Genomic DNA, 21,465 nt, shown 5'->3' with positions numbered 1-21,465 from the left:
GGTCACCGCCCCGCCGGTACCGTCACCCCCATCACCTCCCGGGCGTGGCGGTCCGGAGTCATGCGCAGCCGCCAGGCCTGCCAGCCCGCCTCCAGCTGTACGCCCCGCTCCAGCAGCAGGGCGTACGCGGAGACGTAGTCGCCCAGCTTCTCGTCCCGCAGCGGATGGGCGGCACGGGTCAGCTGGGCCAGCTCCTCCTGGGCGACCGCGGTGCCGACGTCCACTCCGCCCGGTGCCGCGTACGGCAGCAGGGTGCAGCGCAGGAAGCGGGCCCAGTCCTCGCCGCGCCGGTCGCCGTAGGACGCGAACAGGGTGAGCGCCTCGTCGCACAGTGCCAGCGCCTGCTGCGTACGGGCGTTGCCCGCGTCCACCACGGCCAGCTCCAGGCAGGTCCAGGCCTCGCCGTGGGCGACGCCGATGCGCTGGAAGTCGGCGCGCGCGTCCACGAGCAGCTGGCGGGCGAAGCCCGAGTTGCGCAGCGAGCCGGTCTGCGCGGCCCGCTGGTCCCGGGTCACCCGGGCCGAGTGGTGCCGGGCGCAGGCCAGGCCGTACACGTCCCGCATGCGGGAGAACATCGTGCGGGACCGCTCCAGCTCGCGCACCGACCGGTCCAGGTCGCCGGTCTCCTCCAGCGCCTGCCCCAGGTAGTACAGCGTCCACGCCTCACCGCGCGCGTCCTCGTTGTCCCGGTGCCGGGCGACCGCCTGGCGCAGGCTCTCCACGGCGGCCGTGGCGTCTCCGGCCACCAGCCGGGCCCGGGCCAGCTGGGTCAGCGCCCACGCCTCCCCCCGCGCGTCGCGGGTACGCCCGTACCGTTCCAGGGCCGCCTGCAGCTCCGTCTCCGCGCGCGGTACGTCACCCATGCGCAGCGCCAGCTGCCCGAGCTGGAAGTGCGCCCAGGCCTCGCCGTGCACCGAGCCGCCCTCGCGGTGCAGCACCAGGGAGCGGGTGAGCAGGTCCAGCGCCTCGGCCAGCCGGGCACGGTCCCGCTGGACGGCCGCCAGCGCGTGCATGGTCCAGGCCCGGTCGGTCGCCAGCTCCGGCGCCGCCTGCATGTCGAGCGCCTCCTGCAGTCTGGCCGCGGCCTCCGGGAGGTTGCCCTGGTGGTGCAGGGTGATACCGAGCGAGCACAGCGCGCGGGCCGCACCGGCGTCGTGGTGGGCCTCCCGGTACAGGTCCACGACGGAGGTCAGGGTGGTCCGTGCCTTGTCCAGCTCGCCCAGCTGCCGGGCCGCGATGCCGGTGCGCCACTGCACCGAGCGCACCAGCAGCCCCTGGTCCACCGACTGCGCCAGCTCGCTGATCTCCCCGAGCCGGTACAGATCGCCGCGCAGCAGGCAGTAGTCGCACAGCGCGCCGAGCAGGTTCAGCACCGCCGCCTGGTTCACGCCCTCGGCGTGCCGCAGCGCCGCCGTGATGAAGCTGGACTCGTCGTCCAGCCAGCGCAGGGCCTCGTCCAGCGAGGGGAAGCCGTGCGCACCGAACTGGTTCGACCGCGTCGACATGTTCCCGTCGACCAGGCGCAGCACCGACTCGGCCAGCTCCGCGTAGTTCACGATCAGCCGTTCCTGTGCCGCCGCACGCTCGGCCGGGTCCTCCTCGTCCAGCAGCCGGGCGTGCGCGAAGGCGCGTACCAGGTCGTGCAGCCGGTAGCGGCTGCCGCGGACGTGGTCGAGCAGGCCGGCCCGGGTGAGCGCCACCAGATGGCGGGTGGCCTCGGCCTCGTCGGTGGCGAGCAGCGCGGCCGCCGCCGCCGTGCCCATCGAGGCCCGGCCCGCGAGGGCGAGTCTTCTGAGCAGCCGGCGGGCGGGCTCCGGCTGGTCGGTGTAGCGCAGCCACAGCGCCCGCTCCACCGGCTCCACCGGGCCGTACGCCCCCAGGTCCGTGGCCAGCCGGCGGGGGGAGCGCGGGCCGAGCGCGGAGCCGGCGATCCGCAGCGCCAGCGGCAGCCCGCCGCACAGCCGGACGATGTCGTCGGCCGATTCGGCGTCGTAGGGTCCCGCGGTGTCCTCGGCCGTCCCGGCCAGCAGTTCCTCGGCGCCGGCCGCGTCCAGCGGCTGCACCGGCAGCCGGTGCACCCAGGCCTCCAGATCGGCGGGCAGGTCCAGCGGCTCCCGGGCGGTCACCAGGATCAGGCTGTCGGAACGCTCCGGGACCAGGGCGCACACCTGCTCCGGGTCCGACGCGTCGTCCAGCACGATCGTCACCGGCAGCCCGGTCAGATGCCGGTGGTACAGCTCGCCGAGCCGCTTGACCTGCTGGTCGGGGGCGGAACGCTCCCGGAACAGCAGTTGCTCGCGGGGGGCGCCCAGCCGGTTGAGCAGGTGCAGCAGGGCGTCCCGGGTGGCGAGCGGCGCCTCGTCCCGGCTGCCGCCGCGCAGGTCCACCACCACCGCACCGCGGAAGTGGTCCCGCAGGTCGTGGGCCGCCCGCACGGCGAGCGTGGTCCGGCCGGAGCCGGGCTCGCCGTGCAGCACGACCACCGTCGGCCGGGTCTCGGTGGCCGCACGGGCCGACTGCGCCCACTGTCTGATCCGGGCCAGCTCCGTGCGCCGTCCCGCGAACGGCCCGTCCGCGTCCGGCAACTGCCCGAACGACTGCTCCAGCACCGACCGCCTGCGGGCCGCCGCGCTCTTGTCCGCGCCACGCAGCGCCGGACCGCCGGCCTTCTTCGGGCCGGTGGAGGCGCTGAGCACCCGCTGCTGGTCGAGGAACGGGCGGATGCCCCGCACCTCCAGCGCGGTCAGCCACTGCAGCCGCAGCTGCTCCGGGCCGCCGGGCTGCCCGGCCGCGCCCGCGCGGTGGTGGGCGGCGGGCAGGTGGGAGCCGGCCACCTTCACCACTGAGGCCGCGGCGCCGACGGCGGCTGCAGTGGCCCCCGCGCCGAGGGCCGTGCTGGTGCCGGTGCCGAGGGACAGGTCGGCCACGGCGGCGCCGACCGCGGCGACGGCCGCCACCAGCAGGGCGGTCCCCGCACCCTCGCGTGCGTACCGCTGGCCGAAGGACAGCCGGCCGGCCTCCGTCTCGTCCAGCGCGCGCGTGTACGCCTCGTACTCCTCACCGGCCGCCCCCGCCATCGCGTCCAGCGCACCCCGCGCCCGCGACAGCAGCAGCTGACCGTCGACCCGCCCGCCCGAGCGCCGCACCTCCTCCTCCACGGCCCGCACCAGCAACCGCTCGGCCTCGGCCCGATGACCGTCCCGCATGTCCCGTCCCCCTCCGGCGGCAACTCCCTTGCGTACGAGTGTCCTTCGGGGAGGGCGGTATGGCGAGGGGGTGACGATCAGCGGGGGTGGTGAGGGTTTCGTGTCCGGCGAAACTCAAGGTCACCGTCCGGGCCTGACGCCCGGTGTGCGGGTGCTGCGGCAGGATGGACTCATGCCGAATCGACTGGCCCATGAGACGTCGCCGTACCTGCTCCAGCACGCCGACAACCCCGTCGACTGGTGGCCCTGGTCGGCCGAGGCCTTCGACGAGGCCCGCAGGACGAACCGACCGGTGCTGCTGAGCGTCGGGTACAGCAGCTGTCACTGGTGTCACGTCATGGCGCACGAGTCCTTCGAGGACCAGGCCACCGCCGACTACCTCAACGAGCACTTCGTCAGCGTCAAGGTCGACCGCGAGGAGCGGCCGGACGTGGACGCCGTGTACATGGAGGCGGTCCAGGCGGCCACCGGACAGGGCGGCTGGCCCATGACCGTGTTCCTCACCCCGGACGCCGAGCCCTTCTACTTCGGCACCTACTTCCCGCCCGCCCCGCGGCACGGCATGCCGTCCTTCCGGCAGGTGCTGGAGGGCGTCGAGCAGGCCTGGAGCACCCGGCGGGACGAGGTCGACGACGTCGCCGGGAAGATCGTCCGCGACCTCTCCCAGCGGGAGATCGTCCGGCACTCCGCCGAGGCGCCCGGCGAGCAGGAACTCGCCCAGGCCCTCCTCGGCCTCACCCGCGAGTACGACCCGCAGCGCGGCGGGTTTGGCGGCGCGCCCAAGTTCCCGCCGTCCATGGTGCTGGAGTTCCTGTTGCGGCATCACGCGCGGACGGGCGCCGAGGGCGCGTTGCAGATGGCGCAGGACACGTGCGAGCGGATGGCCCGCGGTGGCCTCTACGACCAGCTCGGCGGAGGGTTCGCCCGCTACTCCGTGGACCGCGACTGGATCGTGCCCCACTTCGAGAAGATGCTGTACGACAACGCCCTTCTGTGCCGGGTGTACGCCCATCTGTGGCGGGCCACCGGGTCGGACCTCGCCCGGCGGGTGGCGCTGGAGACCGCCGACTTCATGGTGCGTGAACTGCGCACCGGTGAAGGCGGTTTCGCCTCCGCCCTCGACGCCGACAGCGACGACGGCAGCGGGCGGCACGTGGAGGGCGCGTACTACGTGTGGACGCCCGAACAACTGCAGAACGCCCTCGGTGACGACGCCGGCCTCGCCGTCCAGTACTTCGGCGTGACCGATGAGGGCACTTTTGAACACGGCCGGTCTGTCCTGCAACTGCCGCAGACGGAAGGCGTGTTCGACGCGGGGAAGGTGGCGTCCGTCAGGAGCCGGCTGCTGGCGGTGCGGGCCGGGCGGCCCGCACCCGGCCGGGACGACAAGGTCGTCGCCGCGTGGAACGGGCTCGCCGTCGCCGCACTCGCCGAGACCGGCGCCTACTTCGACCGCCCCGATCTGGTCGAGGCCGCCGTCGGCGCCGCCGACCTGCTCGTCCGCGTCCACCTCGACGAACACGCCCGGCTCGCCCGCACCAGCAAGGACGGCCGCGTCGGCCCCAACGCGGGCGTCCTGGAGGACTACGCCGACGTCGCCGAGGGCTTCCTCGCCCTCGCCTCGGTGACCGGCGAGGGCGTCTGGCTCGACTTCGCCGGACTGCTCCTCGACCACGTGCTCACCCGCTTCGCCGACCCGGAGACCGGCGCCCTGTACGACACCGCCTCCGATGCCGAGCAGCTCATCCGCAGGCCCCAGGACCCCACCGACAACGCCGCCCCCTCGGGCTGGACCGCCGCGGCCGGCGCGCTGCTGAGCTATGCCGCCCACACCGGCTCCGAGCCCCACCGCACCGCCGCCGAACGGGGGCTGGGGGTCGTGAAGACGCTCGGCCCGCGGGTGCCCCGGTTCATCGGATGGGGGCTGGCCGTCGCCGAGGCGCTGCTCGACGGGCCCAAGGAGGTCGCGGTCGTCGGACCCTCCCTCGCCGAGGAGCGGACGGCAGCCCTGCACCGCACGGCCCTTCTCGGCACCGCGCCGGGCGCCGTCGTCGCGGCCGGAACGCCGGACGGTGACGAGTTCCCACTCCTCGCCGGCCGGCCGCTCCTCGCCGGTGAACCGGCGGCGTACGTCTGCCGTAACTTCACATGTGACGCCCCGACCGCCGATCCGGAGCGGTTGCGTGGGGCGCTGAACGCGCGCTGACCGGCGCGCTCTTGGACAAGCGGACGGCTGGAACCGCCCGAATGTGAGCAAGTGTTCGGAAAGGTCCCGCTACTCGCACCACCGACACGAAACACGCTTTTTATCTGAACAGCGCCCGCACTTCACAGATCCCGCCTACTCTCTCCACAGCGATGCAGCGGATGTGACGTTCCGTCACGTCCGCAGGGGGGTTTTCGGATCTGGGGGGATCTGTTTGCTGACGTCTGTCTTCATCGCTGCCGTCTCGCTTGCTCTTTTCTGGATGGCAGCCTTCACCCTGTGGTGGCAGATGCACGCGTGGCGCACGCCCGAGGTGCTCGCCTCCACCCGCTTCGGCAGACCGGACGGCGCCGAGCACCTGTCGTTCTCGCTGCTCCTGCCGGCCCGGCACGAGCAAGCCGTGCTCGACCACACCATCCAGCGGCTGCTGGAGTCCACACACACCGACTTCGAGATCATCGTGATCGTCGGGCACGACGACCCGGAGACCGCCGAGGTGGCCGAGAAGGCCGCCGGCCGGGACCCGCGGGTGCGGGTGGTCGTCGACACCCACGAGAAGAAGAACAAGCCCAAGGCCATGAACACGGCGCTGCCGCACTGCCGCGGCGACGTCGTCGGGGTCTTCGACGCCGAGGACCAGGTCCATCCCGAACTGCTCGCCCACGTCGACCACGCCTTCCGGACCACCGGGGCGGACGTCGTCCAGGGCGGTGTGCAGCTGATCAACTTCCACTCCAGCTGGTACAGCCTGCGCAACTGCCTGGAGTACTTCTTCTGGTTCCGCTCCCGGCTGCACCTGCACGCGCAGAAGGGGTTCATCCCGCTCGGCGGCAACACCGTCTTCGTCCGCACGGACGTGCTGCGGGAGGCGGACGGCTGGGACCCCGACTGCCTGGCCGAGGACTGCGACCTGGGCGTCCGGCTGTCCAGCGTCGGCAAGAAGGTCGTCGTCGCCTACGACTCCGACATGGTCACCCGCGAGGAGACCCCGGGCACGCTGATGTCGCTGCTGAAGCAGCGCACCCGCTGGAACCAGGGGTTCCTTCAGGTCTACCGGAAGAAGGACTGGAAGCAACTGCCGGGATTCGGCCAGCGGTGGCTCGCCCGGTACACGCTGATGACGCCGTTCCTGCAGGCGTTCTCGGGCGTGATCATCCCGCTGAACGCGGCGGTCGCGCTCTTCCTGGACGTGCCCGTCGGAATCGCCTTCCTCACCTTCCTGCCGCTGGTCACCGCCGCCGTCACCTTCGTCTTCGAGGTGGTCGGGCTGCACGACTTCGGCAAGCAGTACGGCCTGCGGGTCCGCCTGGTCCACTACGTCAAGCTCATCGTGGGCGGCCCCTTCTACCAGGTACTGCTCGCCGGAGCCGCGATCCGTGCCGTGTGGCGCGAGCAGCGCGGCCGTAACGACTGGGAGCTGACCACCCACGTCGGCGCGCACCTCACCGCGGCCGAGCCGATCCGAGAGGACGTTCCCGCGTGACCTCGACTCTTCCCGCGGTGACCGGAGCGAAGGTCCCCGCGCAGCGCCGGCCTGCGCCCACGGCCCGTTCGACCGGCCGAACACAGCCTCCGGTGAGGCTTCGCTCCTCCCGTTCCGACCTGCTGCTCTGCGGTGTCCTGCTCGTGGCGATCCTCGTCGTCCAGGGCTGGAACATCACCGCCTACCCCACCCTCAGCGACGACGAGGGCACCTACCTCGCCCAGGCCTGGGCCGTCCAGGAGGGCCGGGGCCTCGCCCACTACACCTACTGGTACGACCACCCGCCGCTCGGCTGGATCCAGATAGCCCTGCTCACCTGGATCCCCTCCGTGCTCAGCCCCGACTCCATGACCGTCGGCGCCATGCGGGTCACCATGCTCGTGATCAGCGGAACCAGCGCGGTCCTCGTCTACGTCCTGGGCCGCCGGCTCTCCCTGCCCCGCTGGGCCGCCGGACTGGGCATGGCCCTCTTCGGGCTCTCCCCGCTCGCGGTCGTCCTCAGCCGGGAGATCTTCCTCGACAACATCGCCGTGATGTGGCTGCTGCTGGCGTTCTGCCTCGCCGCCTCGCCCAGCCGCCACCTCTGGCACCACTTCGGCGCCGGACTCGCCGCCGCCGCGGGCGTCCTCACCAAGGAGACGATGCTCGTCGTCCTGCCCGCCCTGTTCCTCACCATGTGGCGGCACAGCCACCGCGACACCCGCAAGTTCGCCCTCACCGGAGCCGTCACCGCCTGCGCCCTGATCGGCTTCTCGTACCCGCTCTTCGCCCTGCTGAAGGGCGAACTCCTCCCGGGCGGCGGTCACGTCTCGCTGCTGGACGGCATCAAGTACCAGATGTCCCGGCCCGGTTCGGGCTTCATCCTCGACCCGGACTCCGGCTCGTACGGGGTGCTGCACTCCTGGCTGTACTACGACCGCGTCCTGCCCATCGGCGGGCTCGCCGGGGCCCTCCTGCTGATCCTCACGTGGCGCTGGTCGGTCACCGCCCGCGCCCTCGCCGGACCGGCCCTGGCGGTGGCGATCCTCGCCGCCGTCGCGATGCGCCCGGACGGCTACCTGCCCGCCATGTACGTCATCGGCGCGCTGCCCTTCCTCGCCCTGGTGCTGGCCGGCGGCGCGGCCTCCGTGGCCCACGCGGTGCTGCGCCGGTGGCGCGCCGACGGCGAGAACCGGGCCGTCACGGCCGGCCGGTACGCGCTGGCCGCCGTCCTCGCGCTCGCCGCGGGCGCCTACGTCGTCCCGCACTGGTACGACGGCACCCGCACCGCCCTCACCGCCGACGCCAACAAGCCCTACCGGCAGGCCTCCGACTGGCTCGGCACCAAGGTGGCCGACCCGGAGGACACCCGGGTCCTGGTCGACGACGCGCTGTGGCTGGACCTCGTGCACGCCGGGTACCGGCCCGGGCCGGGCGCCATCTGGTTCTACAAGGCCGATCTCGACCCGGCCGTCACCAAGACCATGCCGCGGGGCTGGCGGGACCTCGACTACGTCGTGGCCTCGCCGACCGTCCGCCGGGACGCCAAGGACCTGCCCAACGTCCGGGCCGCCATCGAGCACTCCACGCCGGTCGCCACCTTCGGCACCGGGGACGACCGCATCGAGATCCGGCAGATCCAGGCGGCGACCGCAGGAGGCGTCCGATGACGAACCACGAGTACACCGCCCCCGTCCCCGGCCTCGACGCCGTCGAGGTACCGGAACCCGGGGCCGTCACCATCGTCGTACCGACGTTCAACGAGTCGGGGAACGTCCGCCGGCTGCTGCAGCTGATCACCGAGTCGGTGCCCGCCCGGCTGCCCTGCGAGGTCGTCTTCGTGGACGACTCCACCGACGACACCCCCGAGGCGATCCGGGAGGCCGCACAGGACTGCCCTTTCCCGGTGGCCGTACTGCACCGCGAGGAACCCGTCGGCGGGCTCGGCGGGGCCGTGGTCGAGGGGCTGAAGGCGGCCGGCTCGGAGTGGATCGTCGTCATGGACGGCGACTGCCAGCACCCGCCGTCCCTGGTCCCGGATCTGGTCGCCACCGGCGAGCGGGCCGGCGCCGAACTCGTCGTCGCCTCCCGGTACATCGAGGGCGGCAGCCGGGCCGGGCTCGCCGGCGGTTACCGGGTCGCCGTGTCACGCGCCGCGACCTGGCTCACCAAGGCCCTGTTCCCGCGCCGGCTGCACGGCGTCAGCGACCCGATGAGCGGCTTCTTCGCCATCCGCCGCAGCGCCGTCACCCCGGACGTCCTCAGGCCGCTCGGCTACAAGATCCTGCTCGAACTGGCCGTCCGCAGCCGCCCCCGCCGGGTCGCCGAGGTGCCGTTCGTCTTCCAGGACCGGTTCGCCGGCGAGTCCAAGTCCACGGCCAAGGAGGGCTTCCGCTTCCTGCGCCACCTCGCCGGCCTGCGCACCGCCACGCCCCTCGCCCGGATGATCGGCTTCGGGCTGATCGGCGCGAGCGGATTCGTGCCCAACCTGCTGGGCCTGTACGCCCTCACCGCCCTCGGCCTGCACTACGTGCCCGCCGAGATCCTCGCCAACCAGCTCGGCGTCGCCTGGAACTTCCTGCTCATCGAGCAGCTGCTGTTCCGGGACCGCCGAGCGCACCGCCGCGGCTGGGACCGGCTCGGCCGGTTCGCCCTGCTCGCCAACGCCGACCTCGTGCTGCGCATCCCGCTCATCGCGCTGCTCGTGGACCGGTTCGGCATGGGCGCCCTGCCCGCCACCGCACTGGCGCTGGTGCTGACGTTCGTCCTGCGCTTCGCGGGAACCGAAGCGCTGGTCTATCTCCCGCGCCGCCGAGCCGGGAACCGTACGACCGCAAGGAGAGCCGTGTGAGCAGATACCGCAGACGGACCGCACTGGCCGGGGTGGGCGCCCTGACCGCCGGTCTGCTCCTCACCGCGCCGCAGAGCGCCGAGGCCGCGAACCTCGTCAAGAACCCCGGCTTCGAGACCGCCGGCACCGGCGACATGCCGTACTGCTGGGAGAAGTCGGGCTGGGGCGACAACGACTTCAGCTTCGCGACCACCTCCGACGCCCACTCCGGCGCCAAGGCGATGAAGGTCTCCCTGACCCGACGGGTCGACGGCGACCGCAAGGCGCTGATCACCGAGTCCACCGACTGCGCGCCGGTGGTCTCCGTCGGCAAGCAGTACGACCTCGGGCTCTGGTACAAGACCACGACCCCCGACGCCAACATCACCCTGTTCCGGCACGACACCACCGCCGGCTGGCAGTACTGGACCGACCTCAAGACCCTCGACATGGCCTCCGGCTGGACACAGGCCACGGTGCGCACCCCCGAGGTCCCGGCCGGCACCGACCGGATCACCTGGGGTGTCTCCGTCTACGGCACCGGCTCGGCGACCACCGACGACTACACCATGGAGCAGGTCGCCGCCCCGCCCCCGCCCGCCCGGTGCACCGGGAGCGCCGACCAGTGCGCCAACGGCAGCTGGTCGGTGCTGGCGACGAAGAACCCGGTCCGCTCCATGCACTCCGTCGTCCTCAGCAACGGCAAGGTGCTCCTCATCGCCGGCTCCGGCAACAGCGAGGAGCAGTTCAACGCGGGCACGTTCACCTCCGCGGTGTACGACCCGGCCAAGGGCACCTACAAGGTCGTCCCCACGCCCAAGGACATGTTCTGCGCGGGCCACGTCCAGCTGCAGGACGGCCGGGTGCTCGTCATGAGCGGCAACAAGGCGTACCCGGTCGCGGGCGGGCACGGCTACGAGGGCTTCAAGGACTCCTACATCTTCGATCCGAAGACCGAGACCTACAGCAAGACCAACGACCTGAACGACGGCCACTGGTACCCGTCGGCGACCGAACTCGGCAACGGTGACGTCATCTCCTTCGGCGGGCTCCGCGAGGACTCCACCGGGTCGGTGACCGCCGAGCGCTGGTCCGACAAGGACCGGCAGTGGCAGCCGCTGTGGAAGGTCAACCAGACCTGGTCGTACTGGGGTCTGTACCCGGCGATGATCCTCATGCAGGACGGCCGCCTCTTCTACTCCGGCAGCCACGTCTTCGGCAACAACATCCCGGGCACCGGCTCGGCGATCTACGACTACGACGCCAACACGGTCACGCAGATCCCCGGCCTGCAGAAGAAGGACGAGCGCGACCAGTCGGCGTCCGTGCTGCTGCCCCCGGCGCAGGACCAGAAGGTGCTCACCCTCGGCGGCGGGAACATCGACTCCAACCCCGACGGCAACCGGCTCACCGACCTGATCGACCTCAAGCAGCCGAACCCGTCGTACGTCGCAGGGCCGCCGCTCCCGCAGGGCACGGTCGACCTCGGCGCCGGCAAGGTCGCCGAGACCGGCAACCAGGGCAAGATGTACGTCTCCGCCGTGCTGCTGCCCGACGGCAAGGTGCTGGAGACCGGCGGAGCCCTGCACAACCGGGCCGACCCGGTGTACGAGTCCTCGGTCTACGACCCCGGGACGAACACCTTCGACCCGGTGGCCGCCGACCCCGAGTCCCGCGGCTACCACTCCTCGGCGTTCCTGCTGCCCGACGGCCGGGTGATGGCCACCGGCGACAACCCGGGCAACGGCACCTGGAACCACAACGTGTCCATCTACACCCCGCCCTACCTCTACAAGGGCACCCGGCCCGCGATCACCTCGTTGATCGACCAGGAGTGGAAGTACGGGGATACGCAGCGGATCACGGTCGACCGGCCCATCGCCAAGGCGGAACTCATCCGCCCCGCCGCGGTGACCCACTCCTCCGACCCGAACCAGCGCTTCGTCGACCTGCCGCTGTCGGTGGACGGCAACAACGTCGACCTGAACGTGACGAGCAACCCCAACCTGGCCCCGCCCGGCTGGTACATGCTCTTCGCGGTCGATGCCAACGGTGTGCCGTCGGTGGCCAAGTGGGTGCATCTGACGGGGCCGACGGCCCTGAGCGCCTCCGCCGCCTCCCCGCACGTCCACTCCTTCGCCGACTCGCTGACCGGCAAGGTCACCGGCCCCGGCAAGAAGCGCACGTCGCAGAAGGTCAGCCCGACGCTGTCCGGCTGCGACCGGCACTACGGCTCGGTCAACGTGTGCGTGCCGACGGCCTTCCCGCCGAAGGTGCACAAGACGGCGGCGGCCCGCTGCGCCTGGCTGCAGCGCAACCACTACGGCCGGCTGAAGGTCAACGGCGGGGACGATCCCCTCGGCCTGGACCGCAACAGGGACAAGGTCGCGTGCGGGAAGGCTGATGTGCGTTAGTCACCGCGCCCCCGCGCGGTGCGTCACCGTCCTCCGCTGAAGTCCGCCAGGGCGCGTGCCACGATCGCTTCCAGCTGGTCGTGGTGCGCGCCCTTCCAGTACGCGCGACCGCAGTCCGTGCACTGGGCGAAGACGTCGTACGACCGCTGCGTCCCGCCCTTGAGCTGGTCGGCCACCTTGTCCTTGGTGGCCTCCCGCAGCAGGCCGTTGCAGGCGGTGCACCGGGTCCAGGGGCGCAGCTCGGGGGCGAAGCGGTCCAGGACGTCGTGGAGCTGGTCGTCGGGGCGGGTGCTGTACACGAACGCCCCGGCCCACAGTTCACGGCGGCGCAGCAGGCCCCGGTCGCGGCTGAGCATCACCCGCTTCTCGGCCGCCGAGCGGGCCGCGAGCGCCGGGTCGCCGATGTCCGTCGACTCGTAGGCCGTGTCCACGCCGAGCAGCCGCAGCCGGCGGGCGAGGGTGCCCAGGTGGACGTCGAGGAGGAAGCGCAGGGGTGCGCCGGGGACCTGCTGGGGTCGTTCCACCGCACGGACCGAGACCCGCTCGCCGGCCGCCGGGATGTGCGAGACGGGCACCTCGCGGTCGTCCACGACCAGCGTGCCGACCTCGGTGAGCGGAACCCCGAGGGACTCGACGACGTGGCCGAGGGTCGAGACGCCGTCCGTGGCGAGCGCGGTGGCTGCGCCGCGGAGGGCGGCCGGCACGAACAGATGCAGCTCGGGGGCGACTTCGACGTGGATCTCGGGTCGGTTCACCCCGCCAGGATGTCATGGACGGTGACGTGGACCTCAGGGGTTTTCGGCGGCCGGGCCGTGCTCCATGACGTCCAGGGCCCGCTCCATGAGGTCCCGCAGCTCACCCTCGAAGCCGTTCTCCGCCCAGTACATGGAGACCTCCATCATGCCGCCGATGAGGGCCATCGCGCTGACCCGCACCTCCAGGCTCTCCGGGTCGCGGCCGGTGCGCTCCGCGAGGGCCCGGCGGAGCAGGCGCCCGGTCTCGGTCATGCTCTCGAAGTAGCGGGAGCGGATGGCGGGGACCTGGTACCCGAGCTGCGCCCGCAGCCGGAGCACCTCGGGGTCCTCCTGCTCGCTCAGGTCGAGGGCCTTGCGCATCACGTGCCGGAGGGAGTCCATCCACGGCTCGTCCTCGGGCCGTGCGCGCAGCTCCTCCAGCATCAGCGGGTCGTACTCGTCCGTGAGGACGATGTCCTCCTTGGTCGGGAAGTAGCGGAAGACGGTCGACGGCGACACCTCCGCCCGCTCGGCGATCTGCTCGATCGTCGTGGCGTCGTACCCCTGCTCCCTGACCAGTGCGTAGGTCGCGGCCCGGATCGCCTCACGGGTCTTGATCTTCTTCCGCTCCCGCAGCCCGAGTCGGGGGCGGTCGGCGGGGTCGTAGGGGGAACGTGCGGCCGTCATGCGGGTCATTGTCCGGCATCGCTCCCCGGCGTGACCATCTGCGCGGCGTCCCCCGGCCCGGTCGTCGTGGCGGGCGTGCCCGGCAGGAACGCGGCGGCCAGCAGTGCCGAGACGAGTGCCGCCGCGCCGCACACCAGCAGGACCAGGCCCATGCCGTGGACGTACGCGCCGTCCGCGGAGGCCGCCAGGTGCGCCGAGCCCGCCTGCCGGGCCACGAGGTGGGCGGCGACGACGGAGTCCCCGGCGGTGTCCGCGAGCCCCGGGGGCAGTGCGGTCACGTCCAGCCGGTCGCGGAAGGCACCGGCCAGCAGGCTGCCGAGCAGGGCGATGCCGATGGCACCGCCGACCTGGCGCAGCGTCATGAGCAGCCCCGAGCCGCTGCCGGCCCGGTCCTTCGGCAGGGTGGCGAGCGCCCCCGACATGGCCGGGACCAGCGCGAAACCGAATCCGACGCCGGCGATGGAGAGCCACAGCGCGGTGAAGCCGTAGCCGGAGCCGGCCGTCGTACGGCTGCCGAGGAACGCGGCGAAGGCGAGCACCACCAGGCCCGCGCTGACCGTGGCGCGGGCACCGAACCGCTGGACGGTGAGCGGCGCCCCGCGCGTGGCGGCCATCAGACCGCCGATCATCGGCAGCAGCCGGACACCGGTGCCGAGCGCGTCGTTGCCGAGCACGGCCTGGAGGTACTGCGGCAGCACGAACAGCAGGCCGGACAGCACGAACATCACCAGGGTCGCGGCGACGGTGTTGAGCAGGAAACCCCGGTGGCCGAGCAGGGTCATGTCGAGCATGGGGCGGTCCGTCCGGCGTTCCCACAGCACCAGCAGGGCGATCAGGGCCGTCGCCGCGGCGAGCAGGCCAAGGACCAGGGGGTCGCTCCAGCCGCGGTCGGGGGCCTCGATGATCGCGTAGACGAGGGCGCCGAGGCCGGCCGCGGCGCAGGCCGTGGAGAGGGCGTCGACCCGGGGGGAGGCGGGGTCCCTGGTCTCGGGGAGCAGGAACACGCAGGCCGCGATGCCGATCGCCGCCATGGGCACGTTGACCAGGAACACCGAACCCCACCAGAAGTGGTCGAGCAGCCAGCCGCCGATGATCGGGCCGAGCGGGAGGCCGAGCGCCGATGCGGTCGAGATGATGCTCACGGCCTTGGTGCGCTCGTCAGGACCGAACAGCGAGGGCAGCACCGACAGGGCGAGCGGAGTGATCAGCGCCGCGCCGACGCCCATGACCGCGCGGGCGGCGACGACCGCGTCCACGTCGCCGGCGACGGCGCCCACCAGCGAGCCGGCGAGGAAGATCACGAGCCCGGTGATCAGCATCAGCCGCCGTCCGAACCGGTCGCCGAGCAGGCCGGCCGGGAGCATGAGCGCGGCGAACACCACGATGTACGCGTCCGCCATCCACTGCTGCTGACCGGTGGTCGCGCCCAGCTGCTCGGCCATGGTCGGCAGGGCCACGTTGAGGATCGTCGTGTCGAAGCCGAGCACCAGCATGCTCGCGACCAGGGCCCCGAGGGCCCACCAGCGGCGTGAGGGGGCGTGCCGCGTCCCGGCGGAATGTGTGACAGTAACCATGAAATGAAAGTAACTCTCAAAATCATGGGAGTGTCAATCGATATGCGATGACGGAAACGTGGAAGCGGCCACGACTCGGACGAGTCGTGGCCGCTTCCGGGCCGGCGGGACGGTGCGGTTACGCGTGCTGGTACGCCACCAGTGAGATGCCGACGTAGTGGACGACGAACGCGGCGAGGGTGAGGGAGTGGAAGACCTCGTGGAAGCCGAACCAGCGCGGTGACGGGTTCGGGCGCTTGATGCCGTAGACGACGCCGCCGGCGCTGTAGAGCAGGCCGCCGACGACCACCAGGACGAGGACGGCGATGCCGCCGGTGCGCAGGAAGTCGGGCAGGAAGAAGACGGCCGCCCAGCCCATCGCGATGTAGCAGGGCGTGTACAGCCAGCGCGGGGCGCCGACCCAGAAGACGCGGAAGACGATGCCGGCCGCCGCGGCGGCCCAGATGCCCCACAGCAGCCACCGGCCCTTGCTGTCGGGCAGGAGCAGCAGGGTGAGCGGTGTGTAGGTGCCCGCGATGATCAGGAAGATGTTGGCGTGATCCAGGCGGCGCAGCACGCCGTCCATGCGGGGGCTCCAGTTGCCCCGGTGGTACAGCGCGCTGACGCCGAACAGCAGACAGGCCGTCAGGACGTAGATGCCGCAGGCGATGCGGCCTCTGGTCGAGTCGGCGAGGGCGGTGAGCACGAGGCCCGCGATGAGTACGGCCGGGAACATGCCGAGGTGCAGCCAGCCGCGGAGCCTGGGCTTGACCGGATGCGGCAAGGAGAGCGCCACCGGACCACGGCCGGCGGCCGGCGTGTCCATGGGCGCGTCGGGGACGGACGCAGTCATGCGCCGCATGGTACCGACGCTTGCGTAAGTCGCCCATCAATGCAGGGTGATCGAACCGGGCGCAGCAAAAAGTCCTTCAGCTGAACCCAATGTGGACGCAAAGAATCACGTTAACCGTGGGATTCCTCACGTCGCTCACCTGTGATGCCCTCTGGACAGATGCGCACTAGAATCGGATGATCAAATGAGTGCGGTCGGCACCGGATGAGCGGCTACGAAGCGTCCGGGTCGCGGCCCCCACGGGGCGACAAGACAAAAAATCCCTCTTTTAGGAGCAATCGTGGCGCGCGACATCGCGGCTCCCACCGGCGTCCCCACCAACCACCAGGAACTGGTCTCGTGGGTCAACGAGATCGCTGAACTGACACAGCCGGACCGTGTGGTCTGGTGTGACGGCTCCGAGGCCGAGTACGAGCGGCTGTGCGAGGAACTGGTCGCCAAGGGAACGTTCAAGAAGCTCGACCCGATCAAGCGCCCGCACTCCTACTACGCCGCCTCCGACCCGACCGACGTCGCGCGCGTCGAGGACCGCACCTTCATCTGCTCCGAGAAGGAGGATGACGCGGGCCCGACCAACCACTGGAAGGCCCCCGCCGAGATGCGGGAGATCTTCTCCGGTGAGAAGGGCCTGTTCCGGGGCTCCATGCGGGGCCGCACGATGTACGTCGTGCCCTTCTGCATGGGCCCGCTCGGCTCCCCGCTGTCCGCGCTCGGCGTGGAGATCACCGACTCCGCGTACGTCGCCGTCTCGATGCGCACGATGACGCGCATGGGCCAGGCCGTGCTGGACGAGCTGGGCGACGAGGGCTTCTTCGTCAAGGCCGTCCACACCCTCGGCGCCCCGCTGGCGGAGGGCCAGGAGGACGTTCCGTGGCCGTGCAACTCCACCAAGTACATCTCGCACTTCCCCGAGTCCCGCGAGATCTGGTCCTACGGCTCCGGCTACGGCGGCAACGCCCTGCTCGGCAAGAAGTGCTACGCCCTGCGCATCGCCTCCGTCATGGCGCGTGACGAGGGCTGGCTCGCCGAGCACATGCTGATCCTCAAGCTGACCCCGCCGCAGGGCGAGTCCAAGTACGTCGCCGCGGCGTTCCCGTCCGCCTGCGGCAAGACCAACCTCGCCATGCTGGAGCCCACGATCTCCGGCTGGACCGTGGAGACCATCGGCGACGACATCGCCTGGATGCGCTTCGGCGAGGACGGCCGCCTCTACGCGATCAACCCCGAGGCCGGCTTCTTCGGCGTCGCGCCCGGCACCGGTGAGCACACCAACGCCAACGCGATGAAGACCCTGTGGGGCAACGCGGTCTTCACCAACGTCGCCCTCACCGACGACGGCGACGTGTGGTGGGAGGGCATGACCGAGGAGTCCCCGGCCCGCCTGACCGACTGGAAGGGCAACGAGTGGACGCCGGCGTCCGAGACCCCGGCCGCCCACCCCAACGCCCGCTTCACCGTGCCGGCCTCGCAGTGCCCGATCATCGCGCCCGAGTGGGAGGACCCCAAGGGCGTGCCGATCTCGGCGATCCTGTTCGGTGGCCGGCGCGCCACCGCGGTGCCGCTGGTGACGGAGTCCTTCGACTGGAACCACGGCGTCTTCCTCGGCGCCAACGTGGCCTCCGAGAAGACCGCCGCGGCCGAGGGCAAGGTCGGCGAGCTGCGCCGCGACCCGTTCGCGATGCTCCCGTTCTGCGGCTACAACATGGGCGACTACATGGCCCACTGGGTCGACGTGGCCAAGGACAAGGACCAGTCCAAGCTGCCGAAGATCTACTACGTCAACTGGTTCCGCAAGAACGACGAGGGCAAGTTCGTCTGGCCCGGTTTCGGCGAGAACTCCCGTGTCCTGAAGTGGATCGTGGAGCGGCTGGACGGCAAGGCCGAGGGCGTCGAGACCCCGATCGGTGTCCTGCCGACGAAGGACGCGCTGGACACCGCGGGCCTGGAACTGTCCGACTCCGACCTGGACTTCCTGCTCAAGGTCGACACGGAGGTCTGGCGCGAGGAGGCCGCCCTGGTCCCCGAGCACCTCAACACCTTCGGTGACCACACCCCGAAGGAGCTGTGGGACCAGTACCGGGCGCTGGTGGAGCGCCTGGGCTGAGCCCAGCACCCGAAAGACTCCGCGGCCGGCTTGGATGTGCCCTGACCAGCGATCGTCACGGCCGGCCGCGGACATGCCCGAGGGCCCGCACAACGGCGTGCGGGCCCTTCGCTCTCACGGTGAGCGGTCCTCCAGGTACCGCGTGTGCGACTCCTGTCGGCGCTGCTCCGCGTCCCGCAGGGCCGAGGCCAGTAGTCCGGCCTCTTCGTGGAGCAGGCCGAGCTGGCGTTCCAGGTGCCGTTCCGGCGGTTCCGTGCCCGGTGTCAGGCGCGTCCACCAGCGGGTGCGGACGAAGGCGTCCACGGCCTCGGGGATGTCCTGCCGTACCGCCCGGGAGACGGTGTGCACGCCCTCCGGGTCCTGGGCGAGGGCCTCGGCGACCCAGCCCGGCTCGAGCAGCGCGCTCAGCAGGCCGGTCAGCTCGGTGAGCCGGGCGGCGGCCGCGGGCGGCAGATCGATGTCCGCGAGATAGCCGCCGAGCTTCTGGAAGTCGGCGCGCACCGCCTCCAGCTGGGCCGACGGGCTCGGGAAGTCGGGCAGGGCGGGCCGCTCGGGCGGGGCGACCAGTGCGCCGGCGCCGTACAGACCCGCCACCACGACCGGCCAGTACGCTCCCGCCAGCCCGGTGAACGTCAGCGCCAGGCCGACCAGCCCGCAGGCGCTGCCGGCGAGGTTCTTGCGGGACTCCAGGTAGCCGAGGACCTTACTGGTAGCCACGGATCTCCTCGAAGGCGCCGTCCAGCGAGCCCTGCTGGGCGTCGAAGAGCCGGCCGCCGGTCAGGTCGGCGATGTGCTGCAGCTCCGAGCGGGAGGAGTCGCCGAAGAGGATGGGGAAGACGGGGATCTCCCGCCGGCTGCCGCCGAGGGCACGGTAGAAGCCGTCGAAGTCGCCCGCCTCGGCGCCGGCGGTGTTCTCGCCGTCCGTCATCAGCACGATCGAGGTGAAGGCGTCCTTGCCGGCGCCCAGCTGGTCGTACGCCTGTTCCAGCGAGGTGTAGATGGCGGTGCCGCCGTCGGCGCTGAGCGCGTCGGTGTCCCGGCGGATGGCGTCGAGGCCCGCTTCCGGGTCCCCGGGGTCCACCACGTGGGTGCGCACGCTCTTCACCGCCGAGCCGAACGGCATCAGCGTCACCTCCTCGCGGTCCCGGAAGTCGCCGGTGAGTCCGGCCAGCGCCTTCTTCAGCGCGGCGATCCGGCCGCCCTCCATGGAGCCGGAGGTGTCGAGGACGTACACCGTGCGGGAGGGGCGGCGCAGCTCGTTCTCGTACGAGTCGAGGAGCCCGTCGGCGACCGAGCGGCTGCCGGGGAAGGGCAGCTCGCGGCGCCGGGCGGTGTCCAGGCCGGCGGCGGGCCGTACCGAGGGGACGACCGGGCGCCGGTGGGTGGTCTCGGTGATCAGTTGCTGGACGGCGTCGGTGCGCAGGTCCGCGGTCACCTTGCGGACGTCCTCGCGGGTGCGGGCGCCGGTGGCGGCGAGCGAGGAGAACGGGTAGTCGGCGGTGACGACGCCGTCACGGGGCCGGATCACGGTGAGGCCCGGGATGCCCTCCAGGACGGACTCGTAGTTGAGCAGGGCGTCGACGGTGCCGCGCCGCCGGTAGGCGGTGGCCAGCCAGCCCGACGAACCCGAGGTCAGCTTCTGCCCCTTGAAGAACTCCTTCAGCCGGGGCGTCGCCTTCGCCACGTCGGCGTCGGTGAGCGCCGACTGGGCGCCGGAGAGCGCGGAGGCGACCGAGACCAGCGTGGCGAAGCCGGAGTTGGAGCGGGCCGGGTCGGTCATGCCGTAGGTCAGCCTGCCGTCCTGCACGGCCTGTTCGACCTGCGACCAGGTGACGGAGCCCGGCTTCCAGCCGAGGGCCCGGACGGTGGCCGGCTTCACGCCGACGGCGACCGGGCTGGACATGACGGGTGTCTCGGAGACGACCTTCTTCGCGGCCTCGGGCCGCAGCCGCAGGTAGTCGTCGGAGGACAGCCACAGCGCGTCGTACGCCCCGTCCGCCTTGCCCCGGGCGAGCAGGTCGACCGCGTCCAGGGTGCCCATGTAGGTCGGCCGGATCGTGACGCCGGTGTCCTTGCGGACGCGGTCGAAGACGGCGGTCATGTCGCTGAGTTCGCTGGAGGCCAGGACCCGGAGGGTGCCGGGCTTCGGGGCGGCCGGATCGTCCTTGTGCTCCGCCTCGGCCGTGCAGGCGGTCAGCAGCGCGGCCGTGGCGACGGCGAGGGCGAGCAGGGGGCGTCGTCTCATCCGAGGCCCCCTTCGAGTGCCCCCTGGGCGCGGCTGCGCTCAAGGTGGGCGGAGGCGCTGTGCAGTTCGTCCGTGAGCGACCGGACGGTGTTCGCCATGACCTCGGTCGCCTGCACCTTGTAGCTGTCGATGGCGTCGAGGGTGCGGTAGATCTGCTGGAAGGCCGAACGCAGGGTCTCGGCGCCGACGGCCGGGTCGGCGGCGATGCGCTGGATCTCGCCGCTCTGCGTGGCGAGCATCTCGGCATTGCCCCGGATGAGGTCCTCCGTGGTCCCGCGCAGCGCGTTGACCTGCTCCACCACCTTCTTCTGGTGGTCCAGGGCGGAGGCCAGCATCACGGAGATGCGCAGGGCCGAGACGGTGGTCGTGGCGGCCCGGTCGACGCCCTTGATCAGTTCCTCGTTGTTGCGGCGTACGACGTCCATGGCCAGGTAGCCCTGGGCGCACACCGCGAGCTGGGTGAGCAGGTCCTGGTTCTTCTGCCGGACCGGGAAGAGCACGTCGGCGCGGAGGGTGTCGGCGTCCTGCGGGTCGCCGACCCCGGTGATGTGCTCCTCCACGGCGGTGTCCAGGGCCTGGGTGAGCACGACGTACTCCTGGAGCTTGCCCATGGTCTCCCACAGCCGCACCCGCTCGGTCTGCAACGCGGCGTTGTCGCGGCGCAGTTCGTCCTGCCCGCCGCGCAGCGCGCCCACGATGGTGTTGAGCGTGCCCTGCGCGGAGGCGTACTTGGCGAGGTGGTCGCGCAGCTTGTTGCCGCCGGGCAGCCGGGACAGGAACCTGCGTCCCTTGTTCGCGGGCAGGTCCCGCGGGTCCAGGTCCTCCACGACCCGGCGCAGTTCCACGAGCGAGCCGGCGACCTTCGCCTGGGCGTCCCCGCCCTTGCCGGGCAGGCTGCGCACGGCCCGCTCCAGCATCCGGTTGGACTGTGCTGCGGCGGTGCGCATCTCGCCCGCGCCGAGTCCGGTGATCTCACCGACCTTGCCCGCGAACTCGGGTGAGCGGGCGTCGAGCGAGGCCAGCTGCTCGACGAAGGCGGCGGCCTTGCGGGCCATGTCGGTACGCACCCCGTCCTCGACGGGCACCAGCCCGCCGGCCTTGTCCTTCGGGACGGGCGTGACGGCCTCGGGCGGCGTGAGCGTGAACTCGCTGTCAGTGCTGGTCATGTGCT

Annotated in this window: 14 protein-coding genes; 6 read left to right on the top strand and 8 right to left on the bottom strand. The window is 71.7% G+C overall.

Features of this window, described 5'->3' with window-relative positions:
- Nucleotides 1-2: 2 nt before the first annotated feature.
- Entirely contained in the window at nt 3-3,206 is a 3,204-nt protein-coding gene (locus tag JK359_RS04610) for a tetratricopeptide repeat protein (RefSeq protein WP_201831894.1), read from the bottom strand.
- A 172-nt stretch (nt 3,207-3,378) separates the two neighbouring features.
- Here JK359_RS04610 and JK359_RS04605 point away from each other — a divergent pair, with 172 nt between their 5' ends.
- The 5 genes from JK359_RS04605 (at nt 3,379) to JK359_RS04585 (ending at nt 12,118) form a co-directional block, all read left to right on the top strand.
- A complete protein-coding gene (locus JK359_RS04605) occupies nt 3,379-5,412 on the top strand; it encodes a thioredoxin domain-containing protein (protein WP_201831893.1) in 2,034 nt (677 codons plus the stop codon).
- Nucleotides 5,413-5,626: 214 nt separating this feature from the next.
- Nucleotides 5,627-6,895 (top strand): glycosyltransferase, encoded by a 1,269-nt coding sequence (locus JK359_RS04600; RefSeq protein WP_201831891.1) that lies wholly within the window; start codon nt 5,627-5,629, stop codon nt 6,893-6,895.
- On the top strand, nt 6,892-8,544 hold the full coding sequence (locus JK359_RS04595) for an ArnT family glycosyltransferase (RefSeq protein ID WP_201831881.1): 1,653 nt from the start codon (nt 6,892-6,894) through the stop codon (nt 8,542-8,544). Before JK359_RS04600 ends, JK359_RS04595 begins: the two co-directional genes overlap by 4 nt.
- Nucleotides 8,541-9,725: a glycosyltransferase gene (locus JK359_RS04590; protein ID WP_201831879.1), complete on the top strand. Its 1,185-nt coding sequence runs from the start codon at nt 8,541-8,543 to the stop codon at nt 9,723-9,725. The genes JK359_RS04595 and JK359_RS04590 overlap by 4 nt, the downstream gene beginning before the upstream one ends.
- Nucleotides 9,722-12,118 (top strand): galactose oxidase early set domain-containing protein, encoded by a 2,397-nt coding sequence (locus JK359_RS04585; RefSeq protein ID WP_201831878.1) that lies wholly within the window; start codon nt 9,722-9,724, stop codon nt 12,116-12,118. Before JK359_RS04590 ends, JK359_RS04585 begins: the two co-directional genes overlap by 4 nt.
- 23 nt (nt 12,119-12,141) lie before the next feature.
- Here JK359_RS04585 and JK359_RS04580 read toward each other — a convergent pair whose 3' ends face one another.
- From JK359_RS04580 to trhA, 4 genes are all read right to left on the bottom strand, one after another.
- Nucleotides 12,142-12,873 carry a Mut7-C RNAse domain-containing protein gene (locus JK359_RS04580; protein WP_201831877.1) on the bottom strand — a complete coding sequence of 244 codons (732 nt, stop codon included), beginning with the start codon at nt 12,871-12,873 and terminating at the stop codon, nt 12,142-12,144.
- A 33-nt stretch (nt 12,874-12,906) separates the two neighbouring features.
- The gene (locus JK359_RS04575) at nt 12,907-13,539 is read right to left on the bottom strand and encodes a TetR/AcrR family transcriptional regulator (RefSeq protein ID WP_443729072.1); all 633 of its coding nucleotides are present in this window, start codon (nt 13,537-13,539) and stop codon (nt 12,907-12,909) included.
- Nucleotides 13,540-13,544: 5 nt separating this feature from the next.
- Entirely contained in the window at nt 13,545-15,113 is a 1,569-nt protein-coding gene (locus tag JK359_RS04570; protein WP_201831873.1) for an MFS transporter, read from the bottom strand.
- 118 nt (nt 15,114-15,231) lie between these two features.
- Nucleotides 15,232-15,945, bottom strand: a complete 714-nt coding sequence (gene trhA / locus JK359_RS04565) for a PAQR family membrane homeostasis protein TrhA (RefSeq protein WP_201831870.1) — start codon at nt 15,943-15,945, stop codon at nt 15,232-15,234.
- A gap of 280 nt (nt 15,946-16,225) precedes the next feature.
- Between trhA and JK359_RS04560 the strand changes: the two genes are divergently transcribed.
- Nucleotides 16,226-18,049, top strand: coding sequence for a phosphoenolpyruvate carboxykinase (GTP) (locus tag JK359_RS04560; protein ID WP_201831865.1), 1,824 nt, complete (start codon nt 16,226-16,228; stop codon nt 18,047-18,049).
- A 114-nt stretch (nt 18,050-18,163) separates the two neighbouring features.
- Here JK359_RS04560 and JK359_RS04555 read toward each other — a convergent pair whose 3' ends face one another.
- Genes JK359_RS04555 through JK359_RS04545 form a run of 3 tightly spaced genes read right to left on the bottom strand, consistent with a single transcriptional unit; the run spans nt 18,164 to nt 21,460 of the window.
- The gene (locus tag JK359_RS04555) at nt 18,164-18,766 is read right to left on the bottom strand and encodes a hypothetical protein (protein ID WP_201831864.1); all 603 of its coding nucleotides are present in this window, start codon (nt 18,764-18,766) and stop codon (nt 18,164-18,166) included.
- A complete protein-coding gene (locus tag JK359_RS04550) occupies nt 18,753-20,294 on the bottom strand; it encodes a vWA domain-containing protein (RefSeq protein ID WP_201831863.1) in 1,542 nt (513 codons plus the stop codon). The genes JK359_RS04555 and JK359_RS04550 overlap by 14 nt, the downstream gene beginning before the upstream one ends.
- Complete coding sequence (locus JK359_RS04545) at nt 20,291-21,460, bottom strand: toxic anion resistance protein (RefSeq protein ID WP_201831862.1); 1,170 nt, start codon at nt 21,458-21,460, stop codon at nt 20,291-20,293. The genes JK359_RS04550 and JK359_RS04545 overlap by 4 nt, the downstream gene beginning before the upstream one ends.
- Nucleotides 21,461-21,465 lie beyond the last annotated feature (5 nt).

The sequence above is a fragment of the Streptomyces actinomycinicus genome, assembly GCF_016741775.1.
Lineage (GTDB): Bacteria > Actinomycetota > Actinomycetes > Streptomycetales > Streptomycetaceae > Streptomyces > Streptomyces actinomycinicus.
This window is presented reverse-complemented; position numbering and strand designations above follow the sequence as displayed.

Excerpts from the sequence above, each read along its gene's own strand:
- JK359_RS04610 (WP_201831894.1), bottom strand. The coding sequence starts at position 3,206 with ATGCGGGACGGTCATCGGGCCGAGGCCGAGCGGTTGCTGGTGCGGGCC.
- JK359_RS04605 (WP_201831893.1), top strand. The coding sequence starts at position 3,379 with ATGCCGAATCGACTGGCCCATGAGACGTCGCCGTACCTGCTCCAGCAC.
- JK359_RS04590 (WP_201831879.1), top strand. The coding sequence starts at position 8,541 with ATGACGAACCACGAGTACACCGCCCCCGTCCCCGGCCTCGACGCCGTC.
- JK359_RS04575 (WP_443729072.1), bottom strand. The coding sequence starts at position 13,539 with ATGACGGCCGCACGTTCCCCCTACGACCCCGCCGACCGCCCCCGACTC.
- JK359_RS04570 (WP_201831873.1), bottom strand. The coding sequence starts at position 15,113 with ATGGTTACTGTCACACATTCCGCCGGGACGCGGCACGCCCCCTCACGC.
- trhA (WP_201831870.1), bottom strand. The coding sequence starts at position 15,945 with ATGACTGCGTCCGTCCCCGACGCGCCCATGGACACGCCGGCCGCCGGC.
- JK359_RS04550 (WP_201831863.1), bottom strand. The coding sequence starts at position 20,294 with ATGAGACGACGCCCCCTGCTCGCCCTCGCCGTCGCCACGGCCGCGCTG.
- JK359_RS04545 (WP_201831862.1), bottom strand. The coding sequence starts at position 21,460 with ATGACCAGCACTGACAGCGAGTTCACGCTCACGCCGCCCGAGGCCGTC.